Source organism: Proteus sp. FME41 (assembly GCF_014897315.1).
Lineage (GTDB): Bacteria > Pseudomonadota > Gammaproteobacteria > Enterobacterales > Enterobacteriaceae > Proteus.
The window spans coordinates 162,336-180,663 of the sequence record NZ_JABUYL010000003.1 but is presented as its reverse complement, the minus strand read 5'-3'; the positions used below and the strand labels follow the sequence as shown (position 1 = coordinate 180,663).

Here is an 18,328-nt window from a genome sequence, read left to right as displayed (position 1 = left end):
TCCCACTTATAAATTAAAACGATGGCTAGATTTATAGGTGGGATAAGTTACCTTTCTGTTACAAAAAGTTTGTTATAACGCAAATTTCCCTCATTTATCTGAATACTGACTCTTTGATAAAAAAATTATTAGAGTAACATGTTCGCCTCATCCTACTGCGTGGAGAGGGTCTCTCGTAGAGGTAAGCTCTAGGAAAAAACATGTCTTGGTCAGAATTTAAATCTCAATACCTGATCCGTTTTTGGAAGCCTCTTCCAGCTGTTATTGCGGCAGGTATCTTATCAACGTACTACTTTGGTTTAACCGGTACTTTCTGGGCCGTTACGGGTGAATTTACTCGTTGGGGCGGTCACGTTATGCAATGGTTTGGTGCTCATCCTGAAGAATGGGGTTATTTTAAAATTATCGGTCTTGAAGGTACGCCATTAACGCGTATTGATGGCGTGATGATCATTGGGATGTTTGGGGGTTGTATTATGGCTGCACTTTGGGCTAATAACGTCAAGCTTCGCCATCCTCAACATAAAATTCGTATTCTTCAGGCTGTTCTTGGCGGTATTATTGCTGGGTTTGGTGCCCGTTTAGCGATGGGATGTAACCTTGCAGCATTCTTTACGGGGATCCCTCAATTCTCTTTACACGCCTGGTTTTTTGCTGTTGCAACGGCGATAGGCTCTTATTTTGGTGCCAAACTTTCGTTAATGCCTCTGTTCCGTATTCCCGTTAAATTACAAAAAGTGAGCCAAGCTTCACCACTTACGCAAGATAAACAACGCGCAAAACGTCGTTTTAGATTGGGTATGATCATCTTTTTTGCCATGATTGCGTGGTCTTTCATTATTCTTTTTGATTCACCAAAGCTGGGTTTTGCCATGTTAGGAGGTATTGGTTTTGGTATTTTAATCGAACGTGCACAAATCTGTTTTACTTCAGCTTTCCGTGATTTATGGATAACAGGTAGAACGCATATGGCGAAAGCCATTATCATCGGCATGGCGGTCAGTGCAATTGGGATCTTCAGCTATGTCCAATTAGGTGCTGCGCCTAAAATTATGTGGGCAGGCCCTAATGCTGTTATTGGAGGATTACTTTTTGGTTTTGGTATTGTCCTTGCGGGGGGGTGTGAAACTGGCTGGATGTATCGTGCAGTGGAAGGTCAAATTCACTTTTGGTGGGTAGGGCTAGGTAACGTTATTGGTTCTACATTGTTGGCTTACTACTGGGATGATTTTGCCTCTGTAATTGCAACGGATTATGACAAGATTAATTTACTTGAGACCTTTGGGCCTGTCGGTGGATTAGGTGTGACATATCTGATGCTTGGCATATCATTTGTATTATTACTTTGGTGGGAAAAACATTTTTTCCGCAAAAAAGCACAACAAGCGAACGCTGTTTCAACACAAATTAATAAGGAAATCGCATGAACCAGAAAGAAGTAATTGTTCCTGATTATCGCCTAGATATGGTGGGTGAACCTTGTCCTTATCCTGCGGTGGCAACGCTTGAAGCCATGCCATCACTGAAAAAAGGCGAAATATTAGAAGTGGTGAGTGATTGTCCTCAATCCATTAATAATATTCCACTTGATGCGAAAAACTACGGTTATACTGTGTTAGATATTCAACAAGATGGTCCGACTATTCGGTATTTAATTCAAAAATAATGTCAGATTATTTTGTTGAAAGGCTAGCAATAGAAGCAGCAAGTACATCAATAAAAAGTGGCTTGCTGTTTTTATTTTTAAGGTTTTAACACCGGTGTAATTAGTTGTATCGCTTGCTGAATTCGTAGATCAAAATTTGATTTTGGTGTCGGTGGAACGATCCCTAATGCAATTTGGCGTAAAGGCTCTGCGATCACCATGGCTAATAAAAGATCACTTAATGTAGCATAGTCATAAGATCTAATTATTCCGTTTTTTTCTTGTTGTTGTAACCACCGCGTGAGTAGACTGCGTCCTCTTAATATCCCACTGCGTTGATATTTTTCCATAAGCACTTCACGGCTAGGAAAGTTCTCTTGTAATAACTTATATAAACCGATTGCGTTATCATTAAGTACCGTTTGAACCATGCTGTTTAAATGTTGTGATAACAACAGGGTAAACTCATCAAAATCAGTGGCCTTATCATGAAAAATAGCGACGAAACTGTCTGTCCATGACAACACAATTTGTTCCACTAAATCTTCTTTATCTTTGGTAAAACGATAAATTGTTTTTTTTGCAATGCTTGCCTTTTTTGCAATTGCATCAATGGTTGTTGCGTTGTAACCCTGCTCTAAAAGCAAATGCATGGTCGCTTCATATATTTCTTGGCGGATCTCTTCTTCAGGGCGGGCAGGGCGTCCTCGTTTTTGATTAATCTTGCTATCTGTCATTTTTTAGCCTCTCTTTTAGTTGATTTTATCACTCTTTAGAGATAAAACAATTAGGAAACGATTTTGGTTTCCTAATTTATCGGAGTTGAGAAAATGAAAAAACAAGCATTGCATTTACCCTGGGCTTTAAATGACATTAATGAACTTTTATCACCCGCGCCATTACGCTTAGAAATGGGAATTGAAAGGGATGACGCTGGGCATTTAACAGTTGCAGTACGTACCGATTTGCATGGTTGTAAAGGCAAGATGCTAGAGTGGTGGTTTACCTTTTTTGAAACATCACAACATATTCGCTGGTGGCATCCCCATGATCATGTTGCTCACAATGGTTGGGATGATAAATGGATAAAAGGAAAGAGTTATATCGGTGCATCAATTAAGGCGGTTGAATCCTTGGGAGATATTCCACCTGTTGGCGCACAACTTAAATTCCATGATGCGAAAGATTTTTTTGATAACGCATTATTAAAAGATGCCTATAAAACAGGCGCACTTTCTGGTGCTGTATGTGCCACTATTGGTTTTGGCGCTGATGTGAAAACAGATGAAAATGGTGATCCTACCGACGGTAAAATGGTGCATTTAACGCGAGATACGGATTGGGGATGTGTATTAAGAAGCCGTTTTTATTTGGGTCATTCATTAGAAAACCCAGTAGTGGAATTATCGGATGAGATAGCTTTTGGGTTATTGCAGCACTGTTATAACGAGTTTACTTATCTTTCTCGCTTTTTACCGTCACTTTATTACGGTGAGCATGCGAATGGGGAGAAGGGGGCGTTACCTTGGTAATAACAATACTCGTCACACAATACTCGTCATACTTCAAGCTGTAGCGTTGTTGACGGTATTCTCTCGCACTAGTCACAAACAATACTCGTCATACTTCAAGTTGTAGCGTTGTTGACGGCATTCACTCGCACTAGTCAGCTCCTAGCGACTCGTTCATTTGTCGCCTAGATACAGCTTGAATTATTTAGAGTATTTATACTCGTCATATTTCAAGTTGTAGCGTTGTTGACGGCATTCACTCGCACTAGTCACATACTATTGTATGCTCCTAGCGACTCGTTCATTTGTCGCCTAGCTACATCTTGAATTATTTAGAGTATTCAATAGGATATAAAGAGTAAAATAGTCAATGAATGAGTAGAAGAGTATTGTGGGCAGATCAGCGGGATGGCTGATCTGCTTGTTGCGTTTTATTCGCAGATTACTCTGCTTCGCCACCTAAAACTTCAGTGACTCGTTCAATTAAGGCGCTTAATTCACCCGTCATTAAAATAAAGTCAGCATCAAAACGTTGGGCAAAATCGGCTTTATCAATGTCATCATTTTGCTCACGTAAGGTTTCACTGAATTTAATGCGTTTGATAGAGCCATCATCACATAGCATAAATTGAAGGCGATCTTCCCAATCTACAGAAAGTTTGGTGACAAATTTGCCTGCTTCAATATGTGTCGCAATTTCATCAGAGACTAATTCTTGTTTCTTACAACGAATAACACCGCCTTCTTCTAGTACGGCTTTTAGTTCAGCTTCATCCATTAAGGTAAAACCGGCTGGAAGTTCTCCAGAGCGTACCCACTCTGTCATTTTTAATTCAACGGATTCATTAAAGTTCAATGGAACAACCGGTAGTGAACCTAAGGTTTTACGCAGCAAGGCTAAGTTATCTTCAGCACGTTTTGCACTGCCTGAATCAACAATGACTAGTTGTTTTTCTAAATCTAGCCAAATAAAAGTTTGTGAGAATTTACTAAATGCGCGAGGAAGTAGAGTATGCACAACTTCATCTTTTAAGGTGGCTTTCTCTGTCTTTTTCAGTTTACGGCCTTGCTCACCTTCAAGTTTTTCAACTTTGTCTTGTAAGGCGTTTTTAATCACTGTTGCAGGTAAGATTTTGTCTTCTTTTCGTGCACATATCATCACTTGCTTACCAGCAACATGAATAAGTGCTTCACCACGATCGCCCATAGGCGAAACCCAACCTGTTCTGGTCATATCTTGGCTACTGCAAGGTGTGAATGCCAATGAAGCAAGCTGTTGTTCTAACTCATCCATTGACAGTGCTATCTCTTTATTTAAGCGATAGACCAAAATATTTTTAAACCACAGCATCTGACATTCCCCTTAATCGTTATTTACCACAATATGATACTGAATGTTTAGGGTATCTAAAAGGTAATATCCCCTAAAAGAAAATATCTATCGTGTTATTTAATAAATAGAAGGAAAATGCTGAAACGAATAATTAGTAAATCTACTCTATGATAATGAGTGTTATTCTTATTTGTATTGAATAGATTAAGAATATTAATGATGAAATGGGATGATTTCTAGCATAAGTCTTTATGTGACAATAATCACAATATTTCAGTTCTATGCTATTTTTTATTCACAATCTGAAATCACTTTCAGATTTATCCCTGCATTAATTTACAAAACAAAAATCTTCTTGACGATGTGGTGTGATGATTGTCACAAAATAAGGAAAACATAAAGAGTGATTTTTCATAATTTACAAAGTGATCAAGATCGCAAAATAGAATATTGTTTTTTTAAATATAGCTAAAAGAGCACGATTAGGCTTTTTATATTAACCATGGTTATAGTTTAGATTTTGTAATGTTTAATTGGGTTTTGTTGTTACTTATACGTATTGATTAGATATTGTGATTGAATGGAGTGCTTATGCTCCTCTTTTTAATATTTATAGTTAATTATTCTTTTTGCGAGCAGGTGTTACTCGTTACCACCAGTTAAATTGTATTTAAATGTGATTTTGCTTTTAATTAAATAAGAAATAAATATAAAGATAAAAAATTATTAATTTGTAATAACAGTATTCAAACCTTTAGGGTTATTTATTTAGTGGTTAAAATTAATACTTCCTTTTAAATATATTAAATAAGCGGATAAATTTTTTATTAGCAAAAAAAATAGTGTTATAAGGAAATGAAATATAAAAGAAAAATCTAAAAATGCTATTTTTAAAAAGTTGATTAAGTTCAAAAAACACGTATCTTTACCCTTTATTGTGATACCTATCACTTAGGCATGTAACCGTGAAAGTGCATGTTGATGTAATTGTGGGCTGTATCACGAAAGTAGGGCTTTTTTTTGAGTAATATGCCATCGAAAACTCAACAACCTATTTCTTTTCCTAACAGAAATAAAAGCAATGCCCTTATTTAAATATAATGAGGATATTATTTTTGTGTCTTATTGGTGATTACGTCTGTGTCAAGGAAATTAAAACCTTTAAGAAAATTTTGTAGAGTCATAATTAGTAGCGATAAAAATTATCAATTGTGAGAGCGATTTTCTTTTTCGAAATTCGTGGCAGAGATCTTTTGTCTGAATATCAGGTCAACTATATACGGCGGTATTATTTTTGGCCTTAAAGAAAATCATAAAACTATAGAAAATAGATGGGTATTTTAATCATGAAAAGCTTGAAGCCTCTAGCAGCACTGGTTGGTTTGTTGGTTCTTTCTGGATCTGCAAACGCAGTAAACGTGTATAACGATAAGGGAACACGTTTTGATGTAAACGGTCAGTTCCGTTTAAAAACACAAGTGACTAGCCAAAATCATGAAATGAAAATGAATGATGACGGTAGCCGTATCGGTTTCTTCGGTTCACACGAACTGACTAACGATATCAAAGTATTTGGTAAATTAGAGTGGGGTTCAGACACTCAAAAAACAAACAGTGATAACCCTAAATCAAACTTTGAAATGTACAACCGTGTGGGTTATGTCGGTTTCTCTCACCGTGATTATGGACAAATTCAGTTTGGTCGTACTTATATTCCGATCGACTGGGTGAAAAAATCAAGCTACGGCTACGGTAACACTGGTGTATTCTACTTTAGCGATGTATTAGGTCGTTCAGTCGGTTATCACAATGGTTATGCTGATGGGAAAGGTGTTGGTAAAAACAACTTTATGACCCGTTTACCACAAACTATTTTCTTAGAAACTAACCGTTATGAAGGTTTTAAATTAGCGGGTACAGTGACGGGTAAAACAGGTGAAGATGGTCGCCGTGTAGCGGGGGATATTACTCGTGCTTACTCATTAGTTGGTTTCTATAAGTCAACCTTTGGCTTAGAGTTTGATGCGGGTTACTCTTCAGCTACAGGTGAAGCAACTACCTCTAAAAATAGTCCAAATAAAGGTAAAAACCCAGAGAACAGTATTTTAGCTTTTGGTGCGGAATACTTCTTCCCAGGCCGTGAATTCTCTATCGGTTTAGACTATGGTCAATCTCGCGGTAAAAATAACGGTTTTGCTTTAGATAAAAATCAAGCTCCAACTAGTTGGAGTTCAGTTAAAGGCGACTGGAAAGCAGATTTATATGGTGTTGGTGTGAAATGGCACTGGGATCGTATCGAAAGTGGTATGTATGCAGGTTACTACCTGCGTGATGGTGATGCAAACACGTTCAACTACAAAAAAGAAACCTATACTGTAGGTGTAGATAAACGTTTTGCAGTATCTAAATATAACAACTTACGTTTATTCGCTGAAATGGCATACGATGATGCTCGTAGTGATAACGTGAAGTATGAAGATAAAAAACAATATATCTTCGAAACTGGTATGCGTCTGTACTTCTAGTCCTAGTAAAGGCACTACCGTTTGACAGAAGTAACGAAAGGAGAGCCATTTTGCTCTCCTGTTAACCAATATATAAGGGGTGTGTAATGGTTAAGAATGTGTTGAAAATTTCAACATTAGCATTGTTTGTCGCATTCAACGTGAATGCAGCAACAGTGGATCTCCGTATTATGGAGACCTCGGATGTTCACAGTAATTTAATCGACTTTGACTACTTCAAAGACAAACCAACAGAACAGTTTGGTTATGTCCGTACTGCTAATTTAATTAAAGCAGCAAAGGCGGAAGCAACCAATGCGGTTTTAGTGGATAACGGTGACTTGATCCAAGGTAGTCCACTGGCTGACTATCAAGCGGCTAAAGGGATTGAAAAAGGCGAATCTCATCCAGCGCATCAGTTGATGAATACCATGGGTTACACAGTGGGTAACTTTGGTAACCATGAGTTTAACTATGGTTTAGATTACCTGAAAAAAGCGATTGCGGGTGCGAAGTTCCCTTACATCAATGCTAACGTGATGGATGCGAAAACAGGCGAAAACTATTTCACACCTTATATCATTGTGGATACACCTGTAAAAGATCGTGATGGTAAAGAACACACTATCAAGATTGGTTATATCGGTTTTGTACCACCACAGATCTTAATCTGGGATAAAGCCAATCTGGATGGTAAGGTCGTTGTTAATGATATTACTGAAACAGCGAAAAAATTCGTCCCTCAAATGAAAAAAGAGGGAGCTGACCTGATTGTGGCTATTCCTCACTCTGGTTTTGCATCAGAGCCATACAAAGCGATGGCTGAAAACTCAGTGTATTATTTAAGTGAAGTTGATGGCATCAATGCCATCATGTTTGGTCACGCTCATGGCGTATTCCCAAGCAAAGAATTTGAAGGCATTAAAGGCGTAGATACCGCTAAAGGTACAGTAAACGGTGTTCCAGCTGTTATGCCAGGCCAATGGGGAGATCACTTAGGTGTCGTTGATATGGTTATCAATAACGACAGCGGTAAATGGGTGATGACGGAAGCAACGGGTGAAGCGCGTCCTATTTTTGATAAAACGAACAAAAAAGCATTAGTTGAACGTGATGCTGAGTTAGCAAAAATTATCGAAAGCGCACACCAAGGTACTCGTGATTTCGTGGGTAAACACATTGGTAAAGCGTCTGCTAATATGTACAGCTTCTTAGCATTAGTACAAAGTGACCCAACAGTACAAATTGTTAACGATGCACAAGTTGATTACACCAAACACTTTATTCAAGGTGATCCAAATTTAGACGGATTACCAGTATTAGGTGCGGCAGCACCATTTAAAGCGGGCGGTCGTAAAAATGCACCAGCAGACTTCGTTGAAGTTGAAAAAGGTGACTTAACATTCCGTAACGCAGCAGACTTATATCTGTATCCAAACACTTTAGTCGTGGTTAAAGCGACCGGTGCGGATGTTATTGAGTGGTTAGAATGTTCAGCGGGTATGTGGAATCAGGTTGATCCTAATTCAACTAAACCACAAGAACTGATCAACTGGGATGGTTTCCGTACTTATAACTTCGATACCATCAGTGGTGTGAATTATAAAGTTGACTTAACTCAACCAGCTAAATATGACGTTGATTGCCAAGTCGTTAACAAAGATGCGAATCGTATCAAAGAAGTGACTTATGAAGGCAAACCAATCGATCCTAAAGCGACATTCCTTGTTGCAACCAATAACTACCGTGGATACGGCGGTAAATTTGCAGGTACAGGTGAAGCGAATATTGCATTTGCCTCTCCAGATGAAAACCGTGCAATTTTAGCCTCTTATATCGCTAAACAAACGAAAGAAAAAGGTGAAGTAGCAACGAAAGCAGCTAACAACTGGTCATTCTTACCGATTAAGACTGATAAAGCGTTAGATGTTCGTTTTGAAACTTCGCCAAGTGAAAAAGCAGCGGCATTTATTAAAGATTTCTCTCAATATCCAATGACCTTCGTGGAAAATGATGAAATTGGTTTTGCAATTTACAAAATCGATTTAACAGAGAAGAAATAAGTTATTAGGCCTGCCCATTCAGGGCAGGTTTTTCTTACCTTTTTGAACCAAAAGAGTGAATTAATTACTCTTTAAGGGGATTTTATGCGCTTTATGAAGCTATTGCCTGCTATTTTTGCTTTAGTGCTAGCAGGATGTGCAACGCAAGCACCTGAAATTACAGAACCATTAAAACCTCAAGCTAAATTAGTTGAAGGCGTATCTTGTATTTTACCTGATGCACCAACAGCACCTTACGACTACATCGCGTCTAATGATCGCTATGGTCAAAACAGCACAGCATCAACAGATTATTTTAAGTTAGCGATTAACTACTCACCCGCTTTCTGTGATTATAAAAGCAATAATATTAAACGTTTAAATAACGATAATGAAAAAGATCGTGCAAAACGTGAGTACGATAAATTTGAAATCCAGTGTTTCTCAGACAATAAATTCGGCTGGATTGTTCATGGGCTGTGGGCTGAAACCTGTGATGGTAAATCATGGGAAGAGTGCCGTGATTGGAAAGACATACGCAAGCATCCTCGTTTATGTAAAGGCGATTTACCACCTTTAGAATACTCTGCTATCAAGCCTTATCTGTGTGATTCTCCGGGTATCGATCTGTTACAAGGCGAATGGGAAAAACATGGAGTGTGTGCATTTGATACACCAGACGCATTCTTTGGTAAACAAAAAGAGTTGTATGAAGCGTTAGTATTACCAGAAGGCCGTCCTTCAAACAGTGCATTGATTAAGTTCTTAAAAGAACATAATCCATCACTGAAGGACAAAGAAATTCAAATTAATCGAGATGAATTCTATATCTGTTATAGCAAAGATTTCGAAGTCATTGATTGTCCGAAACGTGAATTTTGATCTTAGGGATAAATTTTAAATGAACCATAAATACAAACTCGTTGCACTTGCAGTAAGCTCAGTCTTATTAGCAGGTTGTGCAAAGAACTACGACGAAGCTAATGTTGTTGATGTGCGTGTTATCGCAATGAACGACTTCCACGGTGCGCTAAAAGCGCCAGGTCCAAACAAACCTGGTGGCATCGAGCATATGGCTACGTTAATTAAAGAAATGAAGAAAGATAACCCGAACAACATCGTTGTTGCGGCGGGTGATATGGTTGGTGCAAGCCCACTGTTATCTTCAATGTTCCATGATGAGCCTTCAATTGAAGCATTATCATTAGCTGGCTTAGAAGCAACTTCTGTGGGTAACCACGAATTTGATAAAGGCATGGGCGAGTTACTGCGTAAACAAAACGGTGGTTGCCACCCAGTAACGGGTTGCCAAGGTCCAACTGAGTTTAAAGGTGCAGATTTCCAATACTTAGCGGCTAACGTTATTGTTAACGAAACGGGCAAAACCTTATTCCCAGAATACGTGATTAAAGAATTCAACGGTATTCCTGTTGCATTCATCGGTTTAACTTTAGAAGGTACTGCGGCTATCGTAACACCTAAAGGAACCGAAGGTTTAAGCTTCCACAATGAAGCAAAAACAATTAATGCATTAGTGCCTCAGTTAAAAGCAAAAGGCGTTCAAGCAATTGGTGTCCTGATCCACGAAGGTGCTGCACAGCGTCGTGATGGTGGTCCAGTTAATATCAACGCATGTAATGGTATTACAGGTAAAGTACTGGGTGTTGTTGAACAATTAGATCCCGCTATTGACTTCGTTGTTACTGGTCATACTCACCAAGCTTACAACTGTACTATCAACGGTAAATCAGTAACATCTGCACAATCTAATGGTGCAATGTTAACGCGTATCGACCTAAAATTAGATAAAACAACAAAAGATGTTGTTGATATCAATGCAAAAAATATTTGGGTTGATAATCGTAAATATGAAAAAGACCCTGCAATCACTAAATTGCTAGAAGCTTACGAAAAAATTGCTACCCCATTAGCTAACCGTATTATTGGTAAGTTAGAAGGTAACCTGAACAAGCAAACTAATGACGCGGGTGAGTCTGCACTGGGTCAAGTAATTGCTGATGCGCATTTATATACTGCAAAACCAAAAGATATGGGTGGCGCACAAATCGCATTGATGAACAGCGGTGGTATTCGTGCAGATATGACAGGTGGTGATGTTTCTTATAACGCAATCTACACTGTACAGCCATTCTCTAACGTCCTGTTAACTCAAACGTTAACGGGTGAACAAATCAAACGCCTATTAGAACAACAATGGGATCGTTCACGTCCACAAGTGTTAGCGATTTCAGGTAACTTCCAGTACACATGGGATAGCAAAGCGTCTAATGGTAACCGCGTTATCGCAGAATCAATGAAAATTGATGGCAAACCAGTAGACATGAAAGCGTCTTACCGTGTTGTCGCTAATGAATATTTAGCCACTGGTGGTAGTAACTTCTCTGTACTGAAAGAAGGTAAAGATCCAGTTTACAGCGTGCCAGATGTTGATGCAGTCGTGAAATACTTTGCTGAGCAGTCTCCAATTGCTCAACCAAAAGCAAATAACATCACACGTAAATAACGTATTTTCATACGCCTTGTGAAAATCGCACCTTTTACTTCGGTAAGAGGTGCGTAAATAAATAAAGAGAGCAAAGTGTTGAACACAAAGGGTCCATCCCTACCTTTGTATTCATTGCGCACTTTGCTCTTTTTTTATTAGTGTATTTTAAATAGGATGGAATTTATTGTTGCTTAACGCGATAAAATGTCGCATTATGTAAATAAGATCTTTAATTAAGTAAACCTATAAACCAGATGGCTTGGAGTGTAAATCATGGCTATTTCCGTAAGACTAGATGAAGACTTTGTGTCTGATGCTAAAATTCATGCGGAAGCGAAAAGCAGAAGTGTTCCTAAACAAATTGAGCACTGGGCTAAAATAGGGCGTATAGCTGAAGATAACCCTGACCTGCCATATAGCTTTATCGAAGAATTGTTACTGGCACAGGCGGAAGTCGAAAACAAAAAGGTTTCTCGATATGTCCGAACCACAAAAAGAGATTGATGTTTATCAGTCGGCTCGATTTGAAAAGGCAATGAAAAAATTGCCTGAATCAAATGTGAAAATTATTGAAGATGAAATTGATCAAATAATTGATAATCCATTGATTGGTGAGCAGAAAAAAGGTGATCTTGCTTACCTTAGAGTACACAAATTTAGGCTTAATGAATTAACTGTACTACTAGGTTATTCGTGGATAGCCAACAACGTTGAGCTATATCTACTGCATATAGGGTCTCATGAAAATTTCTATGATGCTCAGAAAAAACAGCGAAAAACCGATTTGAAATTAATTAAATCATAAATGAATGGTGGCATAAGGTCGCCATTCTTGTTTTGTGGATATGTAATAAAAAAAAAGCCCACAGTGGCTGTGGGCAAGGAATAAAAGTAAAGAAAGAGGGTATTATTTAGGGTCTTTTGTCAGATGTCTGTTCTAACACTTATTTGAAGATTTTAAAGCGTGCATCATCTTCTATATAATTCTTCTCGCCAGCCTCTTGTTCAATTGAACCAAAGACCATTTGTGCTCTTAATTTCCATGTTTTTGGCAGATCCCAAGTTGCATGAACTTCGTCATCAATAATTGGGTTGTAGTGCTGTAATGAAGCGCCTACGTTTTCTGCTGATAATGCTGTCCAAACAGAAAGCTGTGCCATACCGCTTGCTTGTTCTGACCATACAGGGAAGTTATCCGCATACAGTGGGAATTGCTCTTGAAGACCTTTTACAATATCGGTATCTTCAAAATAAAGAATGGAACCTGCACCTGCTGCAAAGCTATCAATTTTAGCTTCAGTTGCACTAAAGGCTTCTGCGGGGACTAATTTTTTTAGGGTGTTTTTAACGATATCCCACAGTTTTTGATGTTGTTCACCAAACAAAATAACCACACGAGATGTTTGTGAATTAAATGCTGTTGGGCTTTCTTTAACCGCTTCTTTAATCACTGCAGTGACTTTGTCTTCGCTAATGGGAAGTTGATTACCTAAATGATAAATTGTTCTACGTTTTTTCATTAAATCAGTAAATGCGTTAGACATGATGTCTCCTTGATAAATTTAAGCGCTTAAAGCGTGTCTTAGCTTGAGCTAATCTATGGACATACTATAGGGGCTATTAGTGATTTATTGATATATAAAAAATTTAATCAGCTACGTCAAAATATTCGACCTAGTTTTTAACTGCTTGATTTAGATTCTGTTTATCTCCATATCTAAACTCAGGGGCAAGCTGGCTAATACCTAAGCCACCGCCTTTCTTCACTTTTATCTGCACGGGAATGCGTTCTTTCATGGCTTCTACGTGACTAATTACACCAATAATTTTTCCAGAAGCATTAAGACTATCGAGTGCATCTAGTGCGATATCTAGTGTATCAGGATCTAGCGTGCCAAAACCTTCATCTAAAAACAGTGATTCAATTTGGGTCTTATTACTGACCAAATCTGAAAGCGCTAAGGCGAGCGATAAACTGACTAAGAAGCTTTCACCACCAGAAAGAGTGCGCGTATCCCGTAGCGCATCGGCTTGCCATGTATCAGCAATTTGTAGCTCAAGACTTGCTGGTGTTTTGCGTTGTAAGAAATAACGACCATGCAGTTTTTCTAAACGGCGATTGGCTAAATAAATGAGGTGATCAAGCGTTAAGCCTTGAGCAAAGCGGCTGAATTTATCACCCGAGGCTGAGCCGACGAGTTCATTAAGATAGCTCCAATCATCAAAATGCGCCTGCTGCTTAGCAATATGAGTCAGAAGGCTTTGTTGCTCTTTACGCTTTTCTTCATCGGTACGCAGTTGTTCTTGAATACGAAATTTGGCTTCTTGCAATTGGGCAAATTGCGTTTCTAACAGTAATAATTGCGCAGTAATTTGTTCAATATTTTGCTGTGTTGCCAATAATGGCCGTTGTAATAAGTGTTGCTGATAGGCTTTTTGTTGAGTATCTAAGCGCGTTTTTTCTTGTAGTAGTTTGTCTAGGCGTTGTTTTTGCTGTTGTTGTAGATGTTCTCTTTCTTCAACCGATAATAAAGACGCTAAAAACGCAGCTTCATTAGCAAAAGGGCTTTGTGCTAATGCTAGCTGATAGTGTTCAGTCGCCTGTTGTGATTGAACGCTTGTGCGTTGATACGCTTTTTCATTTTCTTGATATTGACCAATAAGTTGATTAAGGCGAGTTTCGAGCCTATTTTTTTCTTCGCTATAGTGTTCAATTTGTTTTTGTAACAACTGGCTTTGTTTATCTAATTCGCCGCGAACATCTTCGGTCGTTTGTATTCCCAATAGTGCTTGGCGTTCTGTCTGTAATTGTAATTGCTGATGGTATTGCTGTTTTAAATTGACCAATAAGCTATCGAGCTCTTTTTGTGTTTCTGCTAAATAACGGGTTCTCTCTTCTTGTGTTAATTGCCATTCACGAAGAGTTTGCAGCAATTCCTGATACGCTTTTAATGTTGATTGATATTGTTGGCTCTCTTTTTTACGCTCACTAAGCCATTGTGTTTTTTCTCCAAATTGGCATAACACATAGCCTTGCTGTTCAACGCGAGATTGAATATCGTGAGCTAACTGTGTCTGCTGTTGAAGATATTGTGCCGTTTGTTGCTGTTTATTGGCGACTTCTTTTTGTTGCTGAGCAAACTCATTTTGTTGATGAATAATCACTTGCTGTTGTTGATTAAATTGCTCTTTAGCTGCAGACAATTGGGTATATTGTTGCTGTATTTGGGTTTCTAATGCCTTATAGTTTGCTTGTTTTTGTGTGAGTGATTTATCTTCTTGTTCAAGAGTAGAGTCTAATGCCGTTAATGCATTTTCTTCGCAATGAATAGTCGGTAATGCATGTGCTTGTGATAAGGTTTGCCACTGTTTTTCTAATATTTCACGCTCTTGTGTAAGTTGCTTAATTTCTTCATTTAATTTTTCATTTTGTGTCTGATAATGAGTACATTGTGTTTTTTGTTCGACTAATTCTACCGTTAATGCATGGACGTATTGTGTTAGGGTATCTAATCGTAGTTTTGTTTCATCAACTTGAATTTCTTTGTATTTCTCAACATAAGGATGTTCAGTTGAACCACAAACAGGGCAGGGATTATCTTTAATTAAACGCTGTCTCTCTTCTTCATATTCCGCTAGTTTTCGTATTAAAAGATAATTATCATTTAAGTCTTTAAGGTGTTGTTCTTTCTCTTTTAAAACAAGATCATTTTTGTGGATGCTTTCAGTCAGCATGACTATTTTTTGCTGATTTTCTGACTGAGTTTTTTGGTGCTGATGTTCAGTTTTTATTGCTCGTTGTAATTGAGCGTGTAATCCCATCAGTTTAGCAAGTGCATTTCGTTGCTGAGATATTTGCTGTAAACGAGGTGGGATGTCGGCAATTGCTTCTGTTTTATTTTGTAATTCAAGTTGTGTTTGTAACTTATTTAATTGTTGTTGCTGTAAGTTAAGGTTGTGCTGTTGTTCTTCTAGTGCTTTAGTCGCTTTTGCTAGGGCGAGTTTGAGTGATTGTTCCTTTTCTTGCTCTATTTTTTCACTCTTTTGGCTAATAAGATATTTTTCTGTGACTTCGTCATATTGCTCAAAATAGCGTTGCCATAAAGGTAAATTTTCAGCAAGCTGAGCATAAGCGGTATGTTGAGTTAAATAATCATTTAATTCATTGGCTTGTTTTTGTGATGTTGCTAGCTGGTGTGCCGTTGATTGAATTTTTTCCAGATATTCTGATTGTGTTTTTTCGAGTGTGTTTTTCTGTTTTGTTTTTGCTGAAATATCTTGCTGTAATAACACCAATTGATTATCTATAGGCGTTACCTTCTCACGAATTAATTGCAATATTTTCTGTTTTTTCTCATCATGATTTTTTAATGATCCGCGAATTTCGCTTAATTTTTCATTAATCGGCTGGCTTTGTTGTTCAATAACGTGTTTTTCAGTTTTAAGTGTAGAGAGTTGTGTCTCTATATAGGATTGTTCTTTTAGAAGACGTTTGTTTTCATCATAAGCAGGGCGAATTTTTTCCGCAGGTTCACTATTTTCAAGGCGTTGAATATCTGGTTTTGCTGCAACTAATGCTTCTTGTGCTAAATTTGCATCAATTTGAGCCGACGCTTGTTGCTGTTTTAGTGTTGCTTCTTGTTCTTGCCACTGCTTTGCACTTTGATATTCTAATTGTGTTTGCTTTAATTGATTTTCTTGTGCATTAAATCCCTGTTGTTCGGTTAATAAGGCTTGGCGAGTCGTTTCATCTAATAACGCCATCATATCGGCTTGTTGTTTTAATGTTTTAAGTGTGTGTTCTTCTTCTCGCCAATGTTTAAAGATAACCTGAGAGATATGACGATAAATATCGGTGCCAGTCAGTTCTTCTAATAATTCAGCACGAGATTTATCATCTGCATTTAAAAATGCCGCAAATTGTCCCTGTGAAAGCAACATTGATTTAGTAAAACGATCGAAATCGAGTCCCGTAATGCTCACGATCATCTCTTTTACTTGGCTGATTTTGCTGGCTAAGATTTTATCTTCACTGCCTTCAATATTGATTTTGACAAGTTCAGCTTGTGGTGCTTGAAGATTACCCTCTTCTTTATAATTGGCACGACGTTGTTCCCAGAAGGCGCGATAAGCCACACCTTTGACTTCAAATTCAACTTCCGCTAAGCATTCTGCGGTATGACGTGTCATTAATTCATTTTGTGATTGGGTGACTTTATCTAATCGAGGAGTTCGATGATAAAGCGCTAAACTAATGGCATCTAAGAGGGTTGTTTTTCCTGCGCCCGTAGGGCCCGTAATCGCAAATAAACCGTTGCTGACAAAAGGCTCTTGGTTAAAGTTAATTTTCCACTCGCCTTTTAAGGAGTTAATATTTTTAAATCGCAGACTTAAGATTTTCATTGCGCTTCGTTATCCTCTTGCTCTGCTATTTCAACGGCTTGTTTAAACAATGTGGTTAATCGTGTTTTGGTTTCGGCTGAATCAAATTCATGTTGTTCTAAACGCCGTTCAAAAACATCATAAACAGTTAATTCAGTGAGTGTTTCTTTCTCATTTTGAGTGAGTACTTGACGCTGTTTTCTGGCTCTTCTTAATAAGATCACGTCAAAAAGTGGGTCGTTAGTTAGTTCTTGAATGCGAGCTTGTATATCACTGAGATAATCTTGAGTGGAAACCTCAATATCGAGCCAGATAGTGGTGTTCGTTTCGCTATATTGATTTTTTAAATCCTCAAGCTGTGTGGCTATCTCTTTTAATGAACCCGTGACAGTACGTAATGGTTGGAATTCAGGAATAGGCAGTTGTGTCAGTTCAGTTAATTTATCTTGCTCAAAGTCGATAAGACAGACACTTTTTTGTTGTCCGCTTTCATCAAAACTTAAAGGAATAGGAGAGCCACTATAACGAATATGACCTGATTTATTCACCACTTGAGGGCGATGAATATGACCTAAAGCAATATAGTCAAATTCGGGGAAAAGGGTTGCTGAAAAGGCTTCTAAGCTGCCGATATAAATCTCACGTACAGAATCCGTTACGCTAGCACCAATAGTGGTGAGGTGACCTGTTGCAATAATAGGGATCTTTGCATTTAATTGTTTACGTAAATCGAGAGCAGCTTGATATTGAGCTTGATAATACTCTGCAATGGCTTCTTTTAAGGCATTTTGTTTTTCAGCACCGGATTGCCCACTTCGGCTGCTAATCATGTCTCTGGGTCGTAGATAAGGGATCGCACACAGTAAGGCACCGGGAGAATGATCTTTTTGAGAAAGAATAAGCGGTGCTTGTGGTGTTTCAGTGTGAACATTAGCAATAACAGTGGTATTTAAACACGCTAATAGTGATTTAGATTCATTGAGTGTTGCGACAGAATCGTGATTACCACCTAAAATAATCAATTGGCATTGTGTGTCTCTCATTGCAACAACAAAGCGGTTGTAGAGCTCTCGGGCATAGCTTGGGGGCGAGCCAGTATCAAATATATCACCAGCAACAATCAGTGCATCGACTTGATAGCGATGAATTTGCGCTAATAACCAATCAAGAAACTGCTGATGTTCTTGTGCTCGGGTCTTAGTAAAAAAATATTGCCCTAAATGCCAGTCTGATGTGTGAATAATCCGCATTGCTATCCCTCTTTTTTATCTGGTGAAGAGTATAGCGCACCTTGCTTTTTTAGTGAAAACTCAACAATAAGCCCTTTTTTGAGTGATATTTCACCAAAAAATAATTTATTTACCTTAACAATAAGGGGGTATTTCAGTAATGTTAAGGTTAGTCA

14 protein-coding genes are annotated in these 18,328 nt (G+C 38.2%); 9 read left to right on the top strand and 5 right to left on the bottom strand.

Annotated elements, in window-relative coordinates:
• The first annotated feature begins 200 nt into the window (after positions 1 to 200).
• Positions 201 to 1,427, top strand: coding sequence for a selenium metabolism membrane protein YedE/FdhT (yedE, locus tag INT04_RS04645; RefSeq protein WP_193014969.1), 1,227 nt, complete (start codon positions 201 to 203; stop codon positions 1,425 to 1,427).
• Positions 1,424 to 1,666, top strand: a complete 243-nt coding sequence (gene yedF / locus INT04_RS04640) for a sulfurtransferase-like selenium metabolism protein YedF (RefSeq protein ID WP_193014968.1) — start codon at positions 1,424 to 1,426, stop codon at positions 1,664 to 1,666. The genes yedE and yedF overlap by 4 nt, the downstream gene beginning before the upstream one ends.
• A 77-nt stretch (positions 1,667 to 1,743) precedes the next feature.
• On the opposite strand, the gene INT04_RS04635 is transcribed toward yedF, so the two are convergent.
• Positions 1,744 to 2,382 (bottom strand): TetR/AcrR family transcriptional regulator, encoded by a 639-nt coding sequence (locus INT04_RS04635; protein ID WP_193014967.1) that lies wholly within the window; start codon positions 2,380 to 2,382, stop codon positions 1,744 to 1,746.
• Positions 2,383 to 2,475: 93 nt separating this feature from the next.
• Between INT04_RS04635 and INT04_RS04630 the strand changes: the two genes are divergently transcribed.
• A complete protein-coding gene (locus tag INT04_RS04630; RefSeq protein ID WP_193014966.1) occupies positions 2,476 to 3,177 on the top strand; it encodes a DAPG hydrolase family protein in 702 nt (233 codons plus the stop codon).
• Between the two features lie 421 nt (positions 3,178 to 3,598).
• Here the strand turns inward: INT04_RS04630 and rdgC are convergent, their stop codons facing one another.
• Positions 3,599 to 4,507 (bottom strand): recombination-associated protein RdgC, encoded by a 909-nt coding sequence (gene rdgC, locus INT04_RS04625; RefSeq protein ID WP_193014965.1) that lies wholly within the window; start codon positions 4,505 to 4,507, stop codon positions 3,599 to 3,601.
• A 1,328-nt stretch (positions 4,508 to 5,835) separates the two neighbouring features.
• Between rdgC and INT04_RS04620 the strand changes: the two genes are divergently transcribed.
• The 6 genes from INT04_RS04620 (at position 5,836) to INT04_RS04595 (ending at position 12,346) form a co-directional block, all read left to right on the top strand.
• A complete protein-coding gene (locus tag INT04_RS04620; RefSeq protein ID WP_226893974.1) occupies positions 5,836 to 7,014 on the top strand; it encodes a porin in 1,179 nt (392 codons plus the stop codon).
• An 86-nt stretch (positions 7,015 to 7,100) separates the two neighbouring features.
• Positions 7,101 to 9,056: a bifunctional 2',3'-cyclic-nucleotide 2'-phosphodiesterase/3'-nucleotidase gene (locus INT04_RS04615; RefSeq protein ID WP_193014963.1), complete on the top strand. Its 1,956-nt coding sequence runs from the start codon at positions 7,101 to 7,103 to the stop codon at positions 9,054 to 9,056.
• A gap of 84 nt (positions 9,057 to 9,140) precedes the next feature.
• Positions 9,141 to 9,917: a ribonuclease T2 family protein gene (locus tag INT04_RS04610; protein WP_193014962.1), complete on the top strand. Its 777-nt coding sequence runs from the start codon at positions 9,141 to 9,143 to the stop codon at positions 9,915 to 9,917.
• A gap of 19 nt (positions 9,918 to 9,936) precedes the next feature.
• On the top strand, positions 9,937 to 11,559 hold the full coding sequence (locus INT04_RS04605) for a bifunctional metallophosphatase/5'-nucleotidase (protein ID WP_193014961.1): 1,623 nt from the start codon (positions 9,937 to 9,939) through the stop codon (positions 11,557 to 11,559).
• A 255-nt stretch (positions 11,560 to 11,814) separates the two neighbouring features.
• Positions 11,815 to 12,045 carry a ParD-like family protein gene (locus INT04_RS04600; protein ID WP_004245167.1) on the top strand — a complete coding sequence of 77 codons (231 nt, stop codon included), beginning with the start codon at positions 11,815 to 11,817 and terminating at the stop codon, positions 12,043 to 12,045.
• On the top strand, positions 12,020 to 12,346 hold the full coding sequence (locus INT04_RS04595; protein ID WP_193014960.1) for a type II toxin-antitoxin system RelE/ParE family toxin: 327 nt from the start codon (positions 12,020 to 12,022) through the stop codon (positions 12,344 to 12,346). The genes INT04_RS04600 and INT04_RS04595 overlap by 26 nt, the downstream gene beginning before the upstream one ends.
• A 139-nt stretch (positions 12,347 to 12,485) precedes the next feature.
• Here the strand turns inward: INT04_RS04595 and INT04_RS04590 are convergent, their stop codons facing one another.
• From INT04_RS04590 to sbcD, 3 genes are all read right to left on the bottom strand, one after another.
• Positions 12,486 to 13,085 (bottom strand): nitroreductase family protein, encoded by a 600-nt coding sequence (locus INT04_RS04590; RefSeq protein ID WP_193014959.1) that lies wholly within the window; start codon positions 13,083 to 13,085, stop codon positions 12,486 to 12,488.
• 130 nt (positions 13,086 to 13,215) lie between these two features.
• Positions 13,216 to 16,944: an AAA family ATPase gene (locus INT04_RS04585; protein WP_193014958.1), complete on the bottom strand. Its 3,729-nt coding sequence runs from the start codon at positions 16,942 to 16,944 to the stop codon at positions 13,216 to 13,218.
• A complete protein-coding gene (gene sbcD / locus INT04_RS04580) occupies positions 16,941 to 18,173 on the bottom strand; it encodes an exonuclease subunit SbcD (protein WP_193014957.1) in 1,233 nt (410 codons plus the stop codon). Before sbcD ends, INT04_RS04585 begins: the two co-directional genes overlap by 4 nt.
• Between the last annotated feature and the right edge of the window lie 155 nt (positions 18,174 to 18,328).

Excerpts from the sequence above, each read along its gene's own strand:
- INT04_RS04585 (WP_193014958.1), bottom strand. The coding sequence starts at position 16,944 with ATGAAAATCTTAAGTCTGCGATTTAAAAATATTAACTCCTTAAAAGGC.
- INT04_RS04600 (WP_004245167.1), top strand. The coding sequence starts at position 11,815 with ATGGCTATTTCCGTAAGACTAGATGAAGACTTTGTGTCTGATGCTAAA.
- INT04_RS04605 (WP_193014961.1), top strand. The coding sequence starts at position 9,937 with ATGAACCATAAATACAAACTCGTTGCACTTGCAGTAAGCTCAGTCTTA.
- INT04_RS04590 (WP_193014959.1), bottom strand. The coding sequence starts at position 13,085 with ATGTCTAACGCATTTACTGATTTAATGAAAAAACGTAGAACAATTTAT.
- INT04_RS04595 (WP_193014960.1), top strand. The coding sequence starts at position 12,020 with ATGTCCGAACCACAAAAAGAGATTGATGTTTATCAGTCGGCTCGATTT.
- INT04_RS04615 (WP_193014963.1), top strand. The coding sequence starts at position 7,101 with ATGGTTAAGAATGTGTTGAAAATTTCAACATTAGCATTGTTTGTCGCA.
- rdgC (WP_193014965.1), bottom strand. The coding sequence starts at position 4,507 with ATGCTGTGGTTTAAAAATATTTTGGTCTATCGCTTAAATAAAGAGATA.
- INT04_RS04630 (WP_193014966.1), top strand. The coding sequence starts at position 2,476 with ATGAAAAAACAAGCATTGCATTTACCCTGGGCTTTAAATGACATTAAT.
- INT04_RS04610 (WP_193014962.1), top strand. The coding sequence starts at position 9,141 with ATGCGCTTTATGAAGCTATTGCCTGCTATTTTTGCTTTAGTGCTAGCA.
- yedE (WP_193014969.1), top strand. The coding sequence starts at position 201 with ATGTCTTGGTCAGAATTTAAATCTCAATACCTGATCCGTTTTTGGAAG.
- INT04_RS04620 (WP_226893974.1), top strand. The coding sequence starts at position 5,836 with ATGAAAAGCTTGAAGCCTCTAGCAGCACTGGTTGGTTTGTTGGTTCTT.
- INT04_RS04635 (WP_193014967.1), bottom strand. The coding sequence starts at position 2,382 with ATGACAGATAGCAAGATTAATCAAAAACGAGGACGCCCTGCCCGCCCT.
- sbcD (WP_193014957.1), bottom strand. The coding sequence starts at position 18,173 with ATGCGGATTATTCACACATCAGACTGGCATTTAGGGCAATATTTTTTT.
- yedF (WP_193014968.1), top strand. The coding sequence starts at position 1,424 with ATGAACCAGAAAGAAGTAATTGTTCCTGATTATCGCCTAGATATGGTG.